This window comes from Burkholderia sp. RF2-non_BP3 (assembly GCF_001522185.1).
In the GTDB taxonomy this organism is placed as follows: Bacteria; Pseudomonadota; Gammaproteobacteria; order Burkholderiales; family Burkholderiaceae; genus Burkholderia; species Burkholderia diffusa.
This window is the reverse complement of the sequence record NZ_LOSU01000063.1, coordinates 36,951-51,706: the sequence shown is the minus strand read 5'-3', so window position 1 is coordinate 51,706 and position 14,756 is coordinate 36,951. Positions and strand designations below refer to the sequence as shown.

Genomic DNA, 14,756 nt, shown 5'->3' with positions numbered 1-14,756 from the left:
GGGTCAGGTTTCGCCGGCGTGCGCCGTCACCGCCCGCGGAAACGTCAGCACCACCGCGAACCCGCCCGCATCGGGAAACGCGAACCCGACACGCCCGCCGTGCGCCTTCATCACTTCCTGCACGATCGCGAGCCCGAGCCCCGACCCGGTTCGACGCTCGCTGCCGTCCGGCGCGATCCGGACGAACGGCTGCAACGCCGCGTCCCAATGCTCGCGCGGAATCCCCCGCCCGTTGTCGGTGACGGTCAGCGTCACCGCTCGATCCGCATTGCCCTCGCTGGCGACCGACACGACGATGTCGTCCGCATGCCCATGCAGCAGCGCATTGTGCAGCACGTTCGACAACGCTTCCTGCAGACTGATCGCATCGCCGTCGATCCACGCATGCGGCGTGTCGCTCGCGAACGCGACGGCCACGTCGCGCGCGTCCGCGAGCGGAATCGTGCGGCCGAGCACGTCCTTCGCGAGCGCGACGAGGTCGACGGGTTGCAGCGGCACGACCTCGGTGCGATGAATCACCATCGCATGATTGAGCAACTGCCCCGTCAGGCGGCCGACGTCCGAGCAGGTCGCGCGCAGCGCATCGAGCCGCGCCGCATGGCGCGCGGGATCGACTTCCCCGTCGAGCAATTCGATCTGTGCGTCGAGGCGCGCGAGCGGCGTGCGCATCTGGTGCGCCGCGTCGGCGATGAAGCGCTGCATCGCGTTGATCCGCTCGGCGAGGCGGTGCATCAGTCCGTTGATCGACCCGATGATCGCGTCGATCTCGCTCGGCGTATCGACGGCCACCGGCCGCAGATCGGCCGGGTCGCGCGCGGCGATGATCGTGCCGATCTGCGCGAGCGGGCGCAGCCCGCGCCGGATCGCGAGGCCGCTCGCGCCGATCGCGAGCACGCTCATCAGCAGGATCAGCGTCCACACCTTGATGCTCATGTCGTTCGTCAGCTGCTGCCGCGCGTTGGTTGTCTGCGCAACGGTGACGAGCGCCCAGCCCGGCGTGCTTTCCTCGGGCATGTAGCGTGCGATGGTCGCGGTGCGGATCCGGTGCCCCTGGTAGACGGCGTTCGCGAACGCCGGGCCCTGCTTCGCGGCGGCGAGCGTCGCGGGGCTCGCGAGGTCGTTGTAGCCGGCCACGACGACCCCGCGCGAATCGACGACCTTGTAGTAGACGAGGTCGTAGCGCGACAGCGTCGACAGCGCGGCGACGGGCGGGTTCAGCGCGAGCACGCCGCCTTGCACGTACAGGTTCTCCGCGACCTGGATCGACGCGCCGGCGAGCAACTGGTCGTACGCGCGTTCGGCCGCGACGCCCGCGTAGTAGCGCGCGATCGCGGCAAGCGCGAGCGCGCCGGTCGCGACGACGAGCGCGATGAACAGCAGCGTGCGCCCGAACAGCGTCTTCGGGAACCAGTCAATGCGCGGCAATCTGATACCCCATCCCGCGCGCGGTGCGAATTTCGACCGAGCTGCCCTGCAGCTTCCTGCGCACGCGTGTCACGTACTGCTCGACCGCGTTCGCGGTCGGCTCGTTGCCGAAGCTGAACAACTGGTTCAGCAGTTCGTCCTTGGAGAAGATCCGCTGCGGGCGGCTCGCGAGAATCTCGAGCAGCGCGAACTCCTGGCGCGACAGCGACAGCGGCTGGCCGTCGAGTTCGGCAAGCCGGCTGCTGCGGTCGATCACGAGGCCGCCGAGCGTCAGCACGTCGTTCGCATGGCCGCTGTTGCGACGCAGCAGCGCCTGCACGCGCGCATCGAGCTCGCGGTAGTCGAACGGCTTCACGAGATAGTCGTCGGCGCCGAGGCCGAGGCCGCTCACGCGGTCGTCGATCGCGGAGCGCGCGGTAACGAGCAGCACCGGCGTCGTGCTGCCCGACGCGCGCAGGTTGCGCAGCACCGCGAAACCGTCGAGGCCGGGCAGGTTCGCATCGAGCACGACGAGGTCGAAGCGCTCGACGCGCAGCAAGCCGTTCGCGGTCGAGCCGTCGGTTTCGAGATCGACGGCATGGCCGAGCCGCGTGAGGCGGCTGCGGATCGCCGCGCCGATTTCGGCATCGTCCTCCACGACGAGAATGCGCATGGTGCCGTTTGCAGGTAGATGGGTTAGGGGTTTTCCCGAGGCCGGGATGTCAGCATTTTCTCAGACTCGCTCGATAACCTGTGTTCAGCCGGAACGAGCGATGACGGCATTAATACCAGAGGAGACGGCAACATGCAGCATGTCACGGGCACGACGAAGGCGCGGCCGAATGCACGGCGAAGCCTGACGCGGGCTGCCGCGTCGTCGCTTGCCGCCCACCGTACGCAGGCATGCGCATGATCGCGTCGCCACGCCGCCGCGCGTTGCTCGCCGCCGGCCTCGGCATGCTTGCCGCACCGTCGCTGGTGCGCGCGAAGCCGCGCACGGTGCGGATCTCGAAAGGCTATGGCGTGCTGTACCTGCCGCTGCTCGTGATGGAGAAGCAGCGCCTGTTCGAGCGTCACGCGGCGCGGCACGGCCTGCGCGAGGTCGCGGTCGACTGGGTGCTGCTCGACGGCGGCAATTCCGTCAACGACGCGATGATGGCCGGCACGCTCGATTTCGCGGGCGCCGGCGCGCCGGGCTTCATCGAGCTATGGGCGCGGGCGCGGGGGATTCCGAACGTCGAGGTGATCGGCATCAGCGGCTTGTCCACGACGTCGCTGTCGCTCAATGCGAATCGGCCGGGCCTCGCGTCGCTGCGCGACTTCACGCCGTCGGACCGGATCGCCGTACCGGGCATCCGCACGTCGCTGTCGGCGGTCGTGCTGCAGATGGTCGCGAGCCGGCAGCTCGGAGCGAGGCATTTCGCGCAGCTCGATTCGATCACCGTGAACCTGCCGCATCCGCAGGCGATGCAGGCGCTGATCCGCCGCGAGAACGGCGTCACCGCGCACTTCACGTCACCGCCGTTCTCGACGCTCGAGCTGCGCCAGCCGGGCATTCATCGCGTCGTGAATTCGGTCGACGTGCTCGGCCCGCTGACGCTCGACGTCGTGTTCGCGCCGAAGCGGCTCGTCGACACGGAGCCCGCGCTGGCCTCGGCATTTCTCGGTGCACTCGACGAAGCGAACCGCCTGATCGCGCAGGACCCGCGCGCGGCGGCCGCGCTGTATGCGGCCTCATCGGGCGTCGGCGTGTCGCACGACGACGTGATGCAGATGCTCGCCGCGCCGGACACGCGTTTCTCGGTGCGGCCGAACCAGCTGATGGACTACGTCGAATTCCTGTATCTCGCCGGCACGATCAAGGCGAAGCCGCGTGCGTGGCACGAGATGTTCGCGCCGATGCTCGACGACTTCCGGACCGGCTGACCGTCGCCGTCCACCGCCGAACCCCGATTTCATCGAACACCCCTGCGCCCGCGCGTGCATCGCGCGCGGCGCCGATTCAACCGACAAGCAACCGATTCACGGAGGAGCCCGCAGTGAATACCACCGAACCCCTGGACCCCGCGTCCGCCGAAGAGCAGCGCGTCATGTCGAAGATGGCGCGGCGCCTGATGCCCATCCTCGTCGTGATGTTCCTGATCGCGTTCATCGACCGGCAGAACGTCGGCTTCGCGAAACTGCAGATGGTGCACAGCCTCGGGATGACGGAGGCCGCGTTCGGTCTCGCGTCGTCGCTGTTCTTCATCGGCTACCTGCTGTTCGAGGTGCCGAGCACGCTCGCGCTGCATCGCTACGGCGCACGCGTGTGGCTCGCGCGGATCATGCTGACGTGGGGCCTCATCACCGTGCTGATGGGCTTCACGACGTCGATGCCCGCGTTCTGTTCGCTGCGCTTCCTGCTCGGGATCGCGGAGGCCGGCTTCTATCCGGGCGTGATCTATTACCTGACGCTGTGGTTTCCGCAAAGCTACCGCGCGAAGGTGCTCGGCATCTTCACGCTCGGCAGCGCGCTCGCGAACATGCTCGGCTCGCTGGTCGGCGGCGTGCTGCTGAGCCTGAACGGCGTGTGGGGCCTCGCGGGCTGGCAGTGGGTGTTCGTGGCGACGGGCATCCCGGCCGTGATCGTCGCGATCGTCGTGTTCCGCGTGCTGCCGGCGTCGTTCCGCGATGCGCCGTTCCTCGACGAACGCGAGAAGCAGATCGTCGCGGCCGCGCTGGAGCGCGAGAAGCCGGCGAAGGCCGAGCATGCGCAGCCGTGGAAGGCGCTGCTCGATCCGCGCGTGATGCTGTTCGCGGCGACCTACATGCTGATGTCGACGTCGTTGTACGGCGTCACGTACTGGCTGCCGACGCTCGTGAAATCGTTCGGCGTATCGAGCAGTACGAACGGTTTGCTGAGCATGCTGCCGTGGGCGCTCGCGGTCGTGCTGCTGCTGTGGCTGCCGTCGAAGCTGCGCCGCGCGAAGAGCATCCTGCGCACGATCGCGATCGTCGCGGCGCTCGGTGCGCTCGGCTTCCTGCTGAGTCTCGTGCTGCCGTCGACGCCGCTGCGCTTCGTCGCGCTCGTGCTCGGCGGCGCGTGCATTCCGCTGCTGTATCCGTGCTTCTGGTCGATGCCGCCGCGCTACTTCACCGGCGCGCGTGCGGCGGCGAGCGTCGCGGCGATCAATTCGATCGGCAACCTCGGCGGCTTTTTCAGCCAGAACCTGATGCCGTTCGCGGGCAAGGTGACGGGCACTGCGTTCGGTCCGATGATCGTGCCGATCGTATGCCTCGCGCTGCTCGGGATCGGCGCGCTGGTCGCGTGGACGCGTTCGGAGCGGGGGATGGTGGTGGTGCGGGCGTGAGCGGCGCGGGAAGCATCGGGGCCGCGGTTCCGCGCGGTCCCGGCTTCCGTTCCGATCCCCGCAGCGGTATTCCGCCGTTGCTGCTTCACCCTTACCCCTCCGTCGGCGACGCCCCCCGTTCGTCATGCGCGATCGCCACATGCGCAGCCGCGACCGGAATGTCGACCTCCACCGTGGTCCCTTCACCGAGCGTCGTATCGATCCGCAGCGTGCCGCCGACGAGATACGCACGCTCGCGCAAACCGACCAGCCCGAACGATCCCGACTTGCGCGGCGCACCGGGATCGAATCCCGCACCGTCGTCGCGAATCGTCAGCGCGATCGTCTCGTCACGATAAACGAGCGCGACGGTCGCGCTCGACGCGGCCGCGTGCCGCGCGACGTTCGCGAGCGCTTCCTGCGCGATGCGGAACACGGCCGTCGCATACGGTTCGTCGAGCTGCAATTCGCCCGGCTCGACGTGCAGCGCGCACGCCATGCCGTGACGGTGCCGGAAATCCTCCACGAGCCATTGCATCGCGGCCGCGAACCCGAGGTCGTCGAGCATCAGCGGGCGCAGGTCCGACGCGATGCGCCGCGTGGCCGTCACCGCGCCGCGCGCGAGCGCATGCATTGCCGCGATCTTGCGCGCCAGCGGCGCATCGTCCTGCGGCACGTGATCGAGCAGCCATTCGAGATCGTTCTTCAGCGTCGCGAGCGTCTGCGCGAGTTCGTCGTGCAGTTCGCGCGCGATGCGGCGCTGTTCGGCCTCGCGTGCGCTCGCGCTGATCGCCGCGATCTCGCGCAGTTCCTCGCGCGATGCCTGCAGCGCGCGCTCCGCACGCACGCGCTCCTCGACTTCGCGCCGCAGGTCGCGGTTCGACGCGCTCAACTGCGCGGTGCGCGCCGCGACGCGCTGCTCGAGCCGTTCGTTCGCCTCGTTGAGCTGCGCGCTCTTCTGCACGACGAGCAGGTGCTGGTAGCGCGCGCCGGCCAGCGCGCGCACCGTCTGCGCATGCAGCCGGCCGTTCTCGAACAGCAGCGCGAACAACACGACGCCCGACGCGACGAGGCCGTAGGTTCGCCCCGCGTAGAAGCCGAGGTCGAAGCGTCCGTGGTTCAGCATCGACGACAGCGCGATGTCGAACAGCCACGCGACGAGCACGATCATCACCCACAGGTCCAGCACGGAATGACGGCGCCGCTGCCGCCACATCAGCACGAGCGCGGCAAGGTTCAGCGCCCAGACGACCGCGATCGCGTTCGTCATCGTCGAGGCCATCCGGTTGCCGTGCATGATGCGCGGCAGCAGGTCGTGGCCCGCGGTCGCGAGCAGCGCGAGCGCGGCGGTCGCGCCGGCCGTCAGGACGATGCAGAGCAGGAGCGGAATCGTGGCGCGACGCTGCTCGAGCGACGGCGGATGCGCGCGCGGCGCCGCGCGCAGCAGCGCGTACGCGACGACCGCCAGCGGAAAGCCGCCGTGCCAGAACAGATAAAGCCATGCGGTGGTCTGTTCGCCCGCGCCGAGCAGGCCCGTCGGCGTGAACAGCCCCGGAAAGGTCAGCATGTGCGTGCCGGCCATGAAGCCCGTGAACAGGTAGCCGACGGCGAGCGCGAGCAGCGATTTCTCGCGCAGGATCGCGTACTGGCCGAGCAGCAGGCCGGCCGTCACCATGTCGTTGACGACGATCGCCGACTGGTACACGGGGATGAAGCCCCACACGCGGGCAAGCGGCATGCCCGCGAACGGCGCGAGGGCGACGAAGATCAGGGCCGACACGACGACCGTCGCGATCGCGAGCCGCCGCTCGCGCCGCTCGGGCGGCAGCGACGACATGAACAGGCGCGACGGCTCCGACGCGTCGTCGTCGTCATCGGCCGCGGCCGGGCGGAAGCGGAATGCGGGCATCATGCGTCGTCGACGCCGAGGTCGAGATCGTGGCGCATCGCGTAGCGCACCAGCGCGGCTTCGTGCGGCAGCTCCATCTTCTCGAGGATGCGCGTCTTGTAGGTGCTGACCGTTTTCGCGCTCAGCGTGAGGTCCGCCGCGATCCGCGTGACCGTCTGGCCCGCGACGATGCGGCGCATCACGTCGAGTTCGCGCTCGGACAACCGCTCGTGCGGCAGCATTTCGGACGGCGCGCGCATCGTGCGCGCGAGGCTTTCGGCCGCCGACGCGCTCACGTACACGCCGCCGGCCGCGACCTTGGTGACGGCCTGGACGAGCTCGGCGGTCGCGCTGTCCTTCGTCAGGTAGCCGGTCGCGCCGGCCTTGAACGTGCGCGCCGCGTACTGCGTTTCCGCGTGCATCGTCAGCACCAGCATGCGCAGCGATGGCGCCTGTGTCTTGACCAGCCGGATCAACTCGATACCGGTCGGCGCGGGCATCGACAGGTCGAGCAGCAGCACGTCGGCGGCGCGACGCTCGGCCAGCGCGAGCGTGGCCGCGCCGTCGCTCGCCTCGCCGACGATCTCGAAACCGCCGGCCGTTTCCAGGATGTGACGCAGTCCGTCTCGCATGACTGCGTGATCGTCAGCCAGAATTACCCTGATCATCTAGCGGTCCTCTTCGGGATGACGCCGCGGGCTGCTCTGCCGGTTGTCGCCGCGGCGGTTCTTCTGACCAATATATGCCGCCGAAACGGGAAATGGTGCACCTCCGGAACATTTTTGAGACATCTGGGTATCGAATGTGTCTTGAAGCGAAATAATCGTCGTGAAATGGGACGGGCGGTAGGGGCAGACGGGGAGGGTATTCCCGAGGAATCGTCGCGGTCCGGCGGACGGCGTGTCTCGCGGACCACCCTGATTCAGAGATAAACTGGTGCCTGATTGCACCGTCCAGACCCGAGGAGCCGCCGCGATGATCGATCTTGCCGACATCCTGCCGTCCGCGTTGCCCGACGCCGTCGCGTGGGCCGACGCGCAGGCGGCCCACGGGCTCGCGCGGGGCGTGCCGCTGACGCCCGCGCAGGCCGACGACGCGCGTGTCGTGGGCGTCGCGCAACCGGAGCGGATCCGCGTCGTGGTCGCCGACCGGCTGCCGTTCCCCGACACGCCGGCGCTGGGCGCCATCGCGCGCGACACCGGCCTGCTGGCGCCGGGGACGATCGGCCTCACGCTCGGCCATGCGGTGTTCGTGCTGCGCGGCCACGATACGCGACGCCTGCTCACGCACGAATTCCGCCATGTGCATCAGTATGAGGAAGCCGGGTCGATCGGCGCGTTTCTCGCGCGCTATCTGCACGAGATCGCGACCGTCGGCTACCACGACGCGCCGCTCGAGGCCGACGCGCGGCAGCACGAATTCGACTGACGCCGCCGGCCGACGCGAACGCGCACACACTCCGATGAACCTTCCTCACGCCATCGCCGGCCCGGTGCGGATCCGTCGCGCCGCCACGCCGCGCGGCTCGCGATGAGCGGCACGATCCACACGTGGCTCAGTGCGATCGGCGCGCACCCGGCGCTGGTGCTGGCGATCGTGTTCGCCACCGCCTGTGCCGAGGCGATCGCGTTGATCGGCACGGTCGTGCCGGCCGGCGCCGTGATGTTCGCGGCCGGCACGCTGATCGGCGCGGGTGCGCTCGACGGCTGGACGGCCATCGGCGTCGCGGCCGCCGGCGCGATCGTCGGCGACGGGATCAGCTACGAACTCGGGCGCCACTACCGCGGCGCGATCCGAAATGGATGGGTCCGGCTGGGCTACGCGGATGCCTATGCGCGCGGCGAGCAGTTCGTGCTGCGCCACGGCATGAAGAGCATCGTGCTCGCGCGCTTCCTCGCGCCGGTGCGCGCGGTCGTGCCGGTGGTGGTGGGGTGCGCGACGCTGCCGCGCCGGTCGTTCTATCCGGTCAACGTCGTGTCGGCGCTGATTTGGGCGCCGGTGCACGTCGCGCCGGGCATCCTGTTCGGCGCGTCGGCGGTGCTGGCCGCCGCGATCAGCGTGCGGGTCGCCGCGATTCTGCTGGTGATCGCCGCGCTGGTCGCGCTCGTGTGGATCGGCGTGCGCGTCGCGCTGCGGCGCGGCTGGCCGCTGCTGCACCGCGCGCTCGTCGCGGTCATGTACGCGTGCATCCGCCGCTGGCCGCGGTTCGGCGCGCGGGTGCACGACACGTTCGTGCGCGTGCGCCGCCTGCCGGGCGCGGTGCCCGTGTTCGCGCTGTTGTTCGTCGGCTGCGTGTGGCTGTTTGCCGGCATCGTGCAGGACGTCGTCGCGAACGATCCGCTGATGCACGCCGACATCGCGCTGTATGCGTTCCTGCAGAACCTGCGCACGCCGCCCGTGGACGCCGCGATGCGCGCGCTCGCGGTGCTGCACGGACACGATACCGGGCTGATCGTCGCGGCCGCGTTTCTCGTCTGGCTGATGATCCATCGCTGCTGGGTGACGTCCGCATGGTGGCTCGCGACGGTCGGCATCGCGGTCGTGCTCGTGCCGGCGTTCGGCGCCGGCTCGCCCGGCACGATGCCCGCGAGCCTGCCGCCCGGCGCGTTGCACGTGCCGCTGCCCGACGCCGATGCGGCGTTCGCGATGCTCGCGAGCAGCGGCATCGGCTGGGTGCTGACGCGCGACCGGCCCGCGCTGTGGCGCATCCCGGTCGTGACGGCGGTCGTGCTGTGGATCGTGCTCGGTGGCTTCGCGCGGCTGTACGTCGGCGACACGTGGCTGTCGGGTCTGCTCGGCGGCTGGAGCCTCGGGCTCGCGTGGTTCGCGATGCTGGCGGGCGCCTATGCGTACTGGCGCGTGCGCGAGCATGTGCAGCCGCGGGGCGCGCTGGTCGCGGTGCTCGTCGTGCTCGCGACGACCGGCGTCTGGACCGTGCCCGCGCAATGGCAGCTCGATCGCGCGGCGCGTCCGCACGTGGGCGACGTCGTCGCGATGACCGTCGATCAGTGGATGCACGGCGGGTGGCAGCGCGTGCCGACGCGGCGCACCGAGATCGGCGGCGATCGCGAGGAATATCTGCCGCTGCAATGGTGCGCGACGTCGGACACGCTCGATCGCCATCTTTCGCTGGCCGGCTGGCAGCGCGCGACGCCGTGGTCGCCCGCCACGGCACTGCGCTGGCTGCTGCCGCAGGCGCCGGCCGATGCGCTGCCCGTGCTGCCGCGCTACACGCATGGCGAAAGTACGCGCCGGGTGTTCGTGCGTGTCGATCCGGCCCGTCCGGACAGCCGCCTCGTATTGCGGATGTGGCGTTATCCGTATGTGCTGCAGGATGCGCTCGGCACGCGGCCGCTGTGGTACGGCGCGCTGTATCGCGAGACGCTGCATCGGCCCGCGCGACTGATGACGATCGTGCGCACGACGACCGTCGACGATACGGCGACGATCGCGCAGGCGTTGCAGGTCGAGCCGACGGTCGAGCGGCCGCCGGCGGGTACGAGCACGGCGCCGGCCGAGGTGATGCTCGTGTGGATGGTGCAGCCTTGAAATGCGTGCGGCGCGTCAGGCGTGCGCCGGTTGCGCGGGGACGACGGACAGGCGCAGGCCGACGGTCTTGAGCACCGCGAGCAGGGTTTTCAGCGTCGGGTTGCCGTTGGGCGACAGCGTGCGATACAGCGATTCGCGGCTGATGCCGGCTTCGGCCGCGACCGCGCCGAGCCCGCCGTAGGCTTCCGCGACGGTGCGCAGCGCGAGCAGCGCGGCCGCGCGATTGTCGGGATCGTCGAGCGATTCCATCGCGACGCGCAGATAGGCCACCGCGAGCTCGCGATCGGCACCGAGTTCGGCGACTTCCGCGTCGTGGTGCGATACCGAGCCTTTGAGCTTGTTCATGCTTGCCTCCGTTTCCAGTTCAACCAGTGTTCCTTCGCATGCCTGATGTCGTCGGGTTGGCTGTGCTTGTCGCCGCCGCACAACAGCAGCACCAGCGCGCCGCCGTACCGGCCGAAGTACACGCGATAGCCGGCACCGACGTGGATGCGCAGTTCGATCACACCTTCGCCGACGGGCTCGCAATCGCCGAAATTTCCGGTCTGTATGCGGCGCAGGCGCTCGCGAATCCGCGCCTGGACGACCTTGTCGCGCACGGCGTTCAGCCATTCGGTGAAAGGCTCGCGACCGTCGTCGCGCTGATAGCGAAGCAGTTCGAACTTGGAGAGCATTGTAACTTATAAGCTACATGATGGGTATGGATATCGAGGTGATTGCGCTGTTTGTCCGATGAGGCGGATGAAGTGAAACGCGCACGGGTCGATTGCCGAATCGAGACGAAGCACGACGCGAAGGCGGTGCGCGGGATTGCCTGCGGTGCCTTCGTGCCCCGGGTTTCAGGCGGTGAGACCGGTCGCCCGAACGAGGATCATTCTTTCATTCGGGGCGTGCGATGGCGATTCGGCCGAACGGCCGATTTCACCGGCGCGTACAGGAAACGCGCCGTGCGGGGAGAAGCCGAGCGGCTCGGCTTCAGCGACCTGTCGAGTTTCTCGCAGGCGTTCGAGCGATGGTATGGTGTGCCGTCGGGCACTTGTCGCAGCGGCCTGCTGCGCGACGGCGGCCCGCACTGACGCCGTGTCGCGCCGCGCGCGCCGGTTCGCACGTGCGCACTCCAAAATCCCTTCACGAGAGAACCCGCATGATCACGCTTCGCCCGATGACCGAAGACGATTTCCCCCGCTTCTGGCCCACGTACCACGCGATCGTCGCCGCGCAGGAGACCTATGCATTCGATCCGGCTGCGACGCAGGAGGCCGCCCGCGCGCTATGGCTCGACGCGCCGCTCTGCACGTGGGTCGCCGAGGAGGATGGCGTGCTGCTCGGCTCGTACTACCTGAAGGCGAACGCGGCCGGGCCCGGCAATCACGTGTGCAACTGCGGGTATATGGTCAGCGAGGCCGCGCGCGGCAAGGGCGTCGCGCGCCTGATGTGCGAGCACTCGCAGCAGGTGGCGCGCGAACGCGGCTTTCTCGCGATGCAGTTCAATTCGGTGGTCGCGACGAACGAGGTGGCGGTCGCGCTGTGGCAGAAGCTCGGCTTCGAGATCGTCGGCCGCTTGCCGCGCGCGTATCACCACGCGCGGCTCGGCTTCGTCGACTGCCTGGTGATGTTCAAGTGGCTCGGCGACACGGCCGCCGCCGAAGCCTGATTCTCGACGGTCAGACGGCGAACGCGCCGTCGAACACGATCCGCTCGTCGAACGCGAGCGTGCCGCGCGCGAAGATCAGGTCGAGGTGGTGGCTGCCGTTCGCGCCGCCGCCGAGGCCGAGATGCAGCCCCGGATGGCGTTCCTCGAACCCGGCGTTGCGGCCGTACAGCGCGCGGATGCCCAGGTTCGTGCCGATGCCGAATTCCTCGATGCGCCGGTGATTGTCATGCCGGTCGAGGTACGACGCGAAGTCGCGCCGGAAGCCCGCGTCGTCGCTGTCGAAATCGACGATCAGGCTGTCTTCGACGTGCAGCGTCGCGAGCCGCTCCGTCACGCGGTACTTGATCGCGAACGGCACGGTGCCGAGGAACGTGCCGCTGAATACGATCGAGCCGCGCAGGTCGGTGACGTGCGTCGCGATCTCGCCGGGCACGACGTCGAGATTGCCCATCCCGTCCACGCTCGTCCATTTCTGGTCCGGTGAAAGCGAGCCGGTCAGCGTGTTGCCGGCTTCGTCGATGAAGTGGATCCGCGATGCGCGTGCGGCCGCTTCGATCAGCCGGCCGTTGCGCGCGGCGATGTCATCGAGCGATTCGGCGAACGCTTCGTCGAGATGCGGGCCGTAATCCTTGAACAGTACCGACTTGCTCCAGTGCTCGACGATCGCGGGACGGATCGCGGCCAGGAACGGCGGACCGCTCGGCGACGGTGTCGGCAGGCATGACGAGTCGTACAGCAGTACGAACAGATCCGCATGCGCGAGCGCGCTGGCGATGTCGGCGGGCGGGGTGGTTTCGAGGCAGAGGGTCGTCGCGTCGAGCGAGTCGGGCAGGGCGGAAAACGCGCGCAGCGCGATGTCGCGATTGCGGGTGTCGTAGCCGACCAGCAGTTTGCCCGTTTCGCCGCGTGCGAGCTTGTCGCGCAGCGCCGGGTGACAGCCGAGCGCGCGGTGCAGGTTCAGCATGCGTGTCTCCGGAAGCGGCGGAAGGGCCGCGGCCCTTCCGCGGGAACGGGCTGGCCGCTCAGACCGGCCAGAGCGCGGTGCCGAACGGCACCACGGCATCCTCGACCATCATGTCGACGGCCTCGGGGTGCGTGTCTTCCTGCATCCAGTCAAGCAATTCGATCTGCCGGGTTTCCTGCATGTCAATTCTCCTGTGATGAACATGAGCGATTCAACATGAAAGCGCGGTAAATGGATGACCGCCACTCATCCGGAATTTTTTGAATACCGGACGAGTGGCGTCGATATTAGTCTGACGATTTAGCGAATGCAATGCGTTGCGATGTTTTTAGCTGTGGCGTGCTAAACAAGCGGGTTTTCTGCATATCTTGCGATCAAGACGAATGAATCGGATCGTGAAGGCCATCCATTATTTTTTTAATATCGCGTCCGTTAATGTCGAATTGACTTTTTTGCTTTATTTAAATTTGAAGCGCAATCGCGTCGATCGTTTCGATTTTCGCCATTCACGAACGATGCGCGCACGGCCAACGTCCATGCGAGCTGTCCGCCAGCCGCCGACGAGCCGGCTCCGGCGGTTGCACCGATTTTCTGGCACCATCTGACGACTTCGCGCGCGGGCCGCCGCCGCGCGCGCACCGCCATCCCGGCGGCACGATTCGAACCACGATGGAGACACCGCGATGCGCGCAGCGCCGCAACCGGAGCACGCCGGCCGAGCACGGCCGGATGCAGGCGCCACCGAACCCGACCGGATGGCCGCCTGGCGGCTCGCGATCTGCCTGTCGCTCGGCAGCGCGATCGCGCTCGGCCTCGCGCGCTTCTCGTATGCACTGCTGCTTCCGCCGATGAAATCCGATCTCGGCTGGAGCTTCGCGCAGGCCGGCGCGTTGAACACGGCGAACGCGGCCGGCTACCTGATCGGCGCGCTCATCTTCCCGTTGCTGTCGCGGCGCTGGCGCGCCGGTACGCTGCTGGCGGCCGGCTGCGCGCTGACCGCGGTGCTGATGGCCGCATGCGGGTTCACGTCCGGCATGAACGCGCTGCTCGTCGAGCGGCTCGCAACGGGCGTCGGCAGCGCGCTGATCTTCATCAGCGGCGGCGTGCTGGCGGCGCGGCTCGCGTCCGCGTCGCCGCGCGATGCGGGGCTGCTGCTCGGGCTCTATTACGGCGGCACGGGGTGGGGCATCGTCGCGTCGTCGCTGCTCGTGCCCGCGACGCTCGCGCATCGCGCGCACGGCTGGCAACCGGCGTGGTTCGCGCTCGCGGTCGCGTGCGTGCTGTTCTCGGCGATCGCCGTGGCGGCGGCGCGTCGCATCGAGCAGGCGCACGCGGCACCGGCCGTGCGACGCGACGGGGCCGCGCCGGCAGCTACCGCGAGCCCCGCGCGCTTCGCGCTCGCGCTCGCGGGCTACGGACTGTTCGGCGTCGGCTACATCGGCTACATGACGTTCATCGTCGCGCTGCTGCGCGGCGCGGGGATGAGCGGCGCGGTCGTGTCCGCGTTCTACGTGATGCTCGGCGTCGCGACCGTCGTGTCGGCGCGGTTGTGGTCGGGGCTGCTCGACCGGATGCGCGGCGGCCAGGCGCTGGCCGCGCTCAATGCGTTGCTCGGTGTCGCGACGCTGATGCCGGCGCTGTTCGTGCATCCGGCGGCCGCGTTCGCGTCGGGCGTGCTGTTCGGCGCGACGTTCCTGTCGGCGGTCGCGTCGACGACCGCGTTCGTGCGCCACAACCTGCCGCCGGAAGGCTGGGCGAAGGGCATCAGCGCGTTCACGACGATCTTCGCGTTCGGGCAGATCGCCGGGCCTGTCGCGATCGGCTGGGTATCCGACAGCGCCGGGCTCGCGCGCGGGCTCGTGTATTCGGCGCTGACGCTGTTCGCGGGCGCGGCGCTCGCGGCCGGGCAGCGCGCGTTGCGGGGGGCTACGTAACGCGCACCGCCGCCCCGGTCGAATCCGCAGAGAA

General features: G+C 68.9%; 14 protein-coding genes and 1 pseudogene. 7 read left to right on the top strand and 8 right to left on the bottom strand.

From position 1 onward, the window contains the following. Window positions 1–3: 3 nt before the first annotated feature. Both WS45_RS28700 and WS45_RS28695 read right to left on the bottom strand, forming a co-directional pair. Window positions 4–1,425 carry a sensor histidine kinase gene (locus WS45_RS28700; protein ID WP_059532064.1) on the bottom strand — a complete coding sequence of 474 codons (1,422 nt, stop codon included), beginning with the start codon at window positions 1,423–1,425 and terminating at the stop codon, window positions 4–6. Continuing rightward, complete coding sequence (locus WS45_RS28695; RefSeq protein ID WP_059532061.1) at window positions 1,412–2,077, bottom strand: response regulator transcription factor; 666 nt, start codon at window positions 2,075–2,077, stop codon at window positions 1,412–1,414. Before WS45_RS28695 ends, WS45_RS28700 begins: the two co-directional genes overlap by 14 nt. A gap of 236 nt (window positions 2,078–2,313) precedes the next feature. On the opposite strand from WS45_RS28695, the gene WS45_RS28690 reads away from it, so the two are divergent. Next, window positions 2,314–3,330, top strand: a complete 1,017-nt coding sequence (locus tag WS45_RS28690) for an ABC transporter substrate-binding protein (protein ID WP_059702947.1) — start codon at window positions 2,314–2,316, stop codon at window positions 3,328–3,330. A 113-nt stretch (window positions 3,331–3,443) separates the two neighbouring features. Continuing rightward, window positions 3,444–4,754: an MFS transporter gene (locus WS45_RS28685; RefSeq protein WP_059702797.1), complete on the top strand. Its 1,311-nt coding sequence runs from the start codon at window positions 3,444–3,446 to the stop codon at window positions 4,752–4,754. 91 nt (window positions 4,755–4,845) lie between these two features. Here WS45_RS28685 and WS45_RS28680 read toward each other — a convergent pair whose 3' ends face one another. Both WS45_RS28680 and WS45_RS28675 read right to left on the bottom strand, forming a co-directional pair. Continuing rightward, on the bottom strand, window positions 4,846–6,645 hold the full coding sequence (locus tag WS45_RS28680) for a sensor histidine kinase (RefSeq protein ID WP_059702795.1): 1,800 nt from the start codon (window positions 6,643–6,645) through the stop codon (window positions 4,846–4,848). Next, window positions 6,642–7,289: a response regulator gene (locus tag WS45_RS28675; protein WP_059532052.1), complete on the bottom strand. Its 648-nt coding sequence runs from the start codon at window positions 7,287–7,289 to the stop codon at window positions 6,642–6,644. The genes WS45_RS28680 and WS45_RS28675 overlap by 4 nt, the downstream gene beginning before the upstream one ends. A 307-nt stretch (window positions 7,290–7,596) precedes the next feature. On the opposite strand from WS45_RS28675, the gene WS45_RS28670 reads away from it, so the two are divergent. Together WS45_RS28670 and WS45_RS28665 are read left to right on the top strand one after the other, a co-directional pair. Then, entirely contained in the window at window positions 7,597–8,049 is a 453-nt protein-coding gene (locus tag WS45_RS28670; protein WP_059532049.1) for a hypothetical protein, read from the top strand. 102 nt (window positions 8,050–8,151) lie between these two features. Further along, on the top strand, window positions 8,152–10,170 hold the full coding sequence (locus WS45_RS28665) for an LssY C-terminal domain-containing protein (RefSeq protein WP_059702792.1): 2,019 nt from the start codon (window positions 8,152–8,154) through the stop codon (window positions 10,168–10,170). 15 nt (window positions 10,171–10,185) lie between these two features. On the opposite strand, the gene WS45_RS28660 is transcribed toward WS45_RS28665, so the two are convergent. After that, complete coding sequence (locus WS45_RS28660) at window positions 10,186–10,515, bottom strand: addiction module antidote protein (protein ID WP_059532042.1); 330 nt, start codon at window positions 10,513–10,515, stop codon at window positions 10,186–10,188. Then, on the bottom strand, window positions 10,512–10,844 hold the full coding sequence (locus tag WS45_RS28655) for a type II toxin-antitoxin system RelE/ParE family toxin (protein WP_059702790.1): 333 nt from the start codon (window positions 10,842–10,844) through the stop codon (window positions 10,512–10,514). The genes WS45_RS28660 and WS45_RS28655 overlap by 4 nt, the downstream gene beginning before the upstream one ends. A 285-nt stretch (window positions 10,845–11,129) precedes the next feature. Here WS45_RS28655 and WS45_RS35455 point away from each other — a divergent pair. Next, a pseudogene (locus WS45_RS35455) lies at window positions 11,130–11,246 on the top strand (AraC family transcriptional regulator); the annotation flags it as partial. A gap of 68 nt (window positions 11,247–11,314) precedes the next feature. Continuing rightward, window positions 11,315–11,824, top strand: a complete 510-nt coding sequence (locus WS45_RS28645) for a GNAT family N-acetyltransferase (RefSeq protein WP_059702786.1) — start codon at window positions 11,315–11,317, stop codon at window positions 11,822–11,824. A 10-nt stretch (window positions 11,825–11,834) separates the two neighbouring features. Here WS45_RS28645 and WS45_RS28640 read toward each other — a convergent pair whose 3' ends face one another. Both WS45_RS28640 and WS45_RS36310 read right to left on the bottom strand, forming a co-directional pair. Beyond that, the gene (locus WS45_RS28640; RefSeq protein WP_059702784.1) at window positions 11,835–12,788 is read right to left on the bottom strand and encodes a hypothetical protein; all 954 of its coding nucleotides are present in this window, start codon (window positions 12,786–12,788) and stop codon (window positions 11,835–11,837) included. Window positions 12,789–12,846: 58 nt separating this feature from the next. Continuing rightward, the gene (locus WS45_RS36310) at window positions 12,847–12,969 is read right to left on the bottom strand and encodes a hypothetical protein (RefSeq protein ID WP_006752127.1); all 123 of its coding nucleotides are present in this window, start codon (window positions 12,967–12,969) and stop codon (window positions 12,847–12,849) included. Window positions 12,970–13,471: 502 nt separating this feature from the next. Here WS45_RS36310 and WS45_RS28630 point away from each other — a divergent pair. Beyond that, window positions 13,472–14,722, top strand: a complete 1,251-nt coding sequence (locus tag WS45_RS28630) for a YbfB/YjiJ family MFS transporter (RefSeq protein ID WP_059702782.1) — start codon at window positions 13,472–13,474, stop codon at window positions 14,720–14,722. Window positions 14,723–14,756 lie beyond the last annotated feature (34 nt).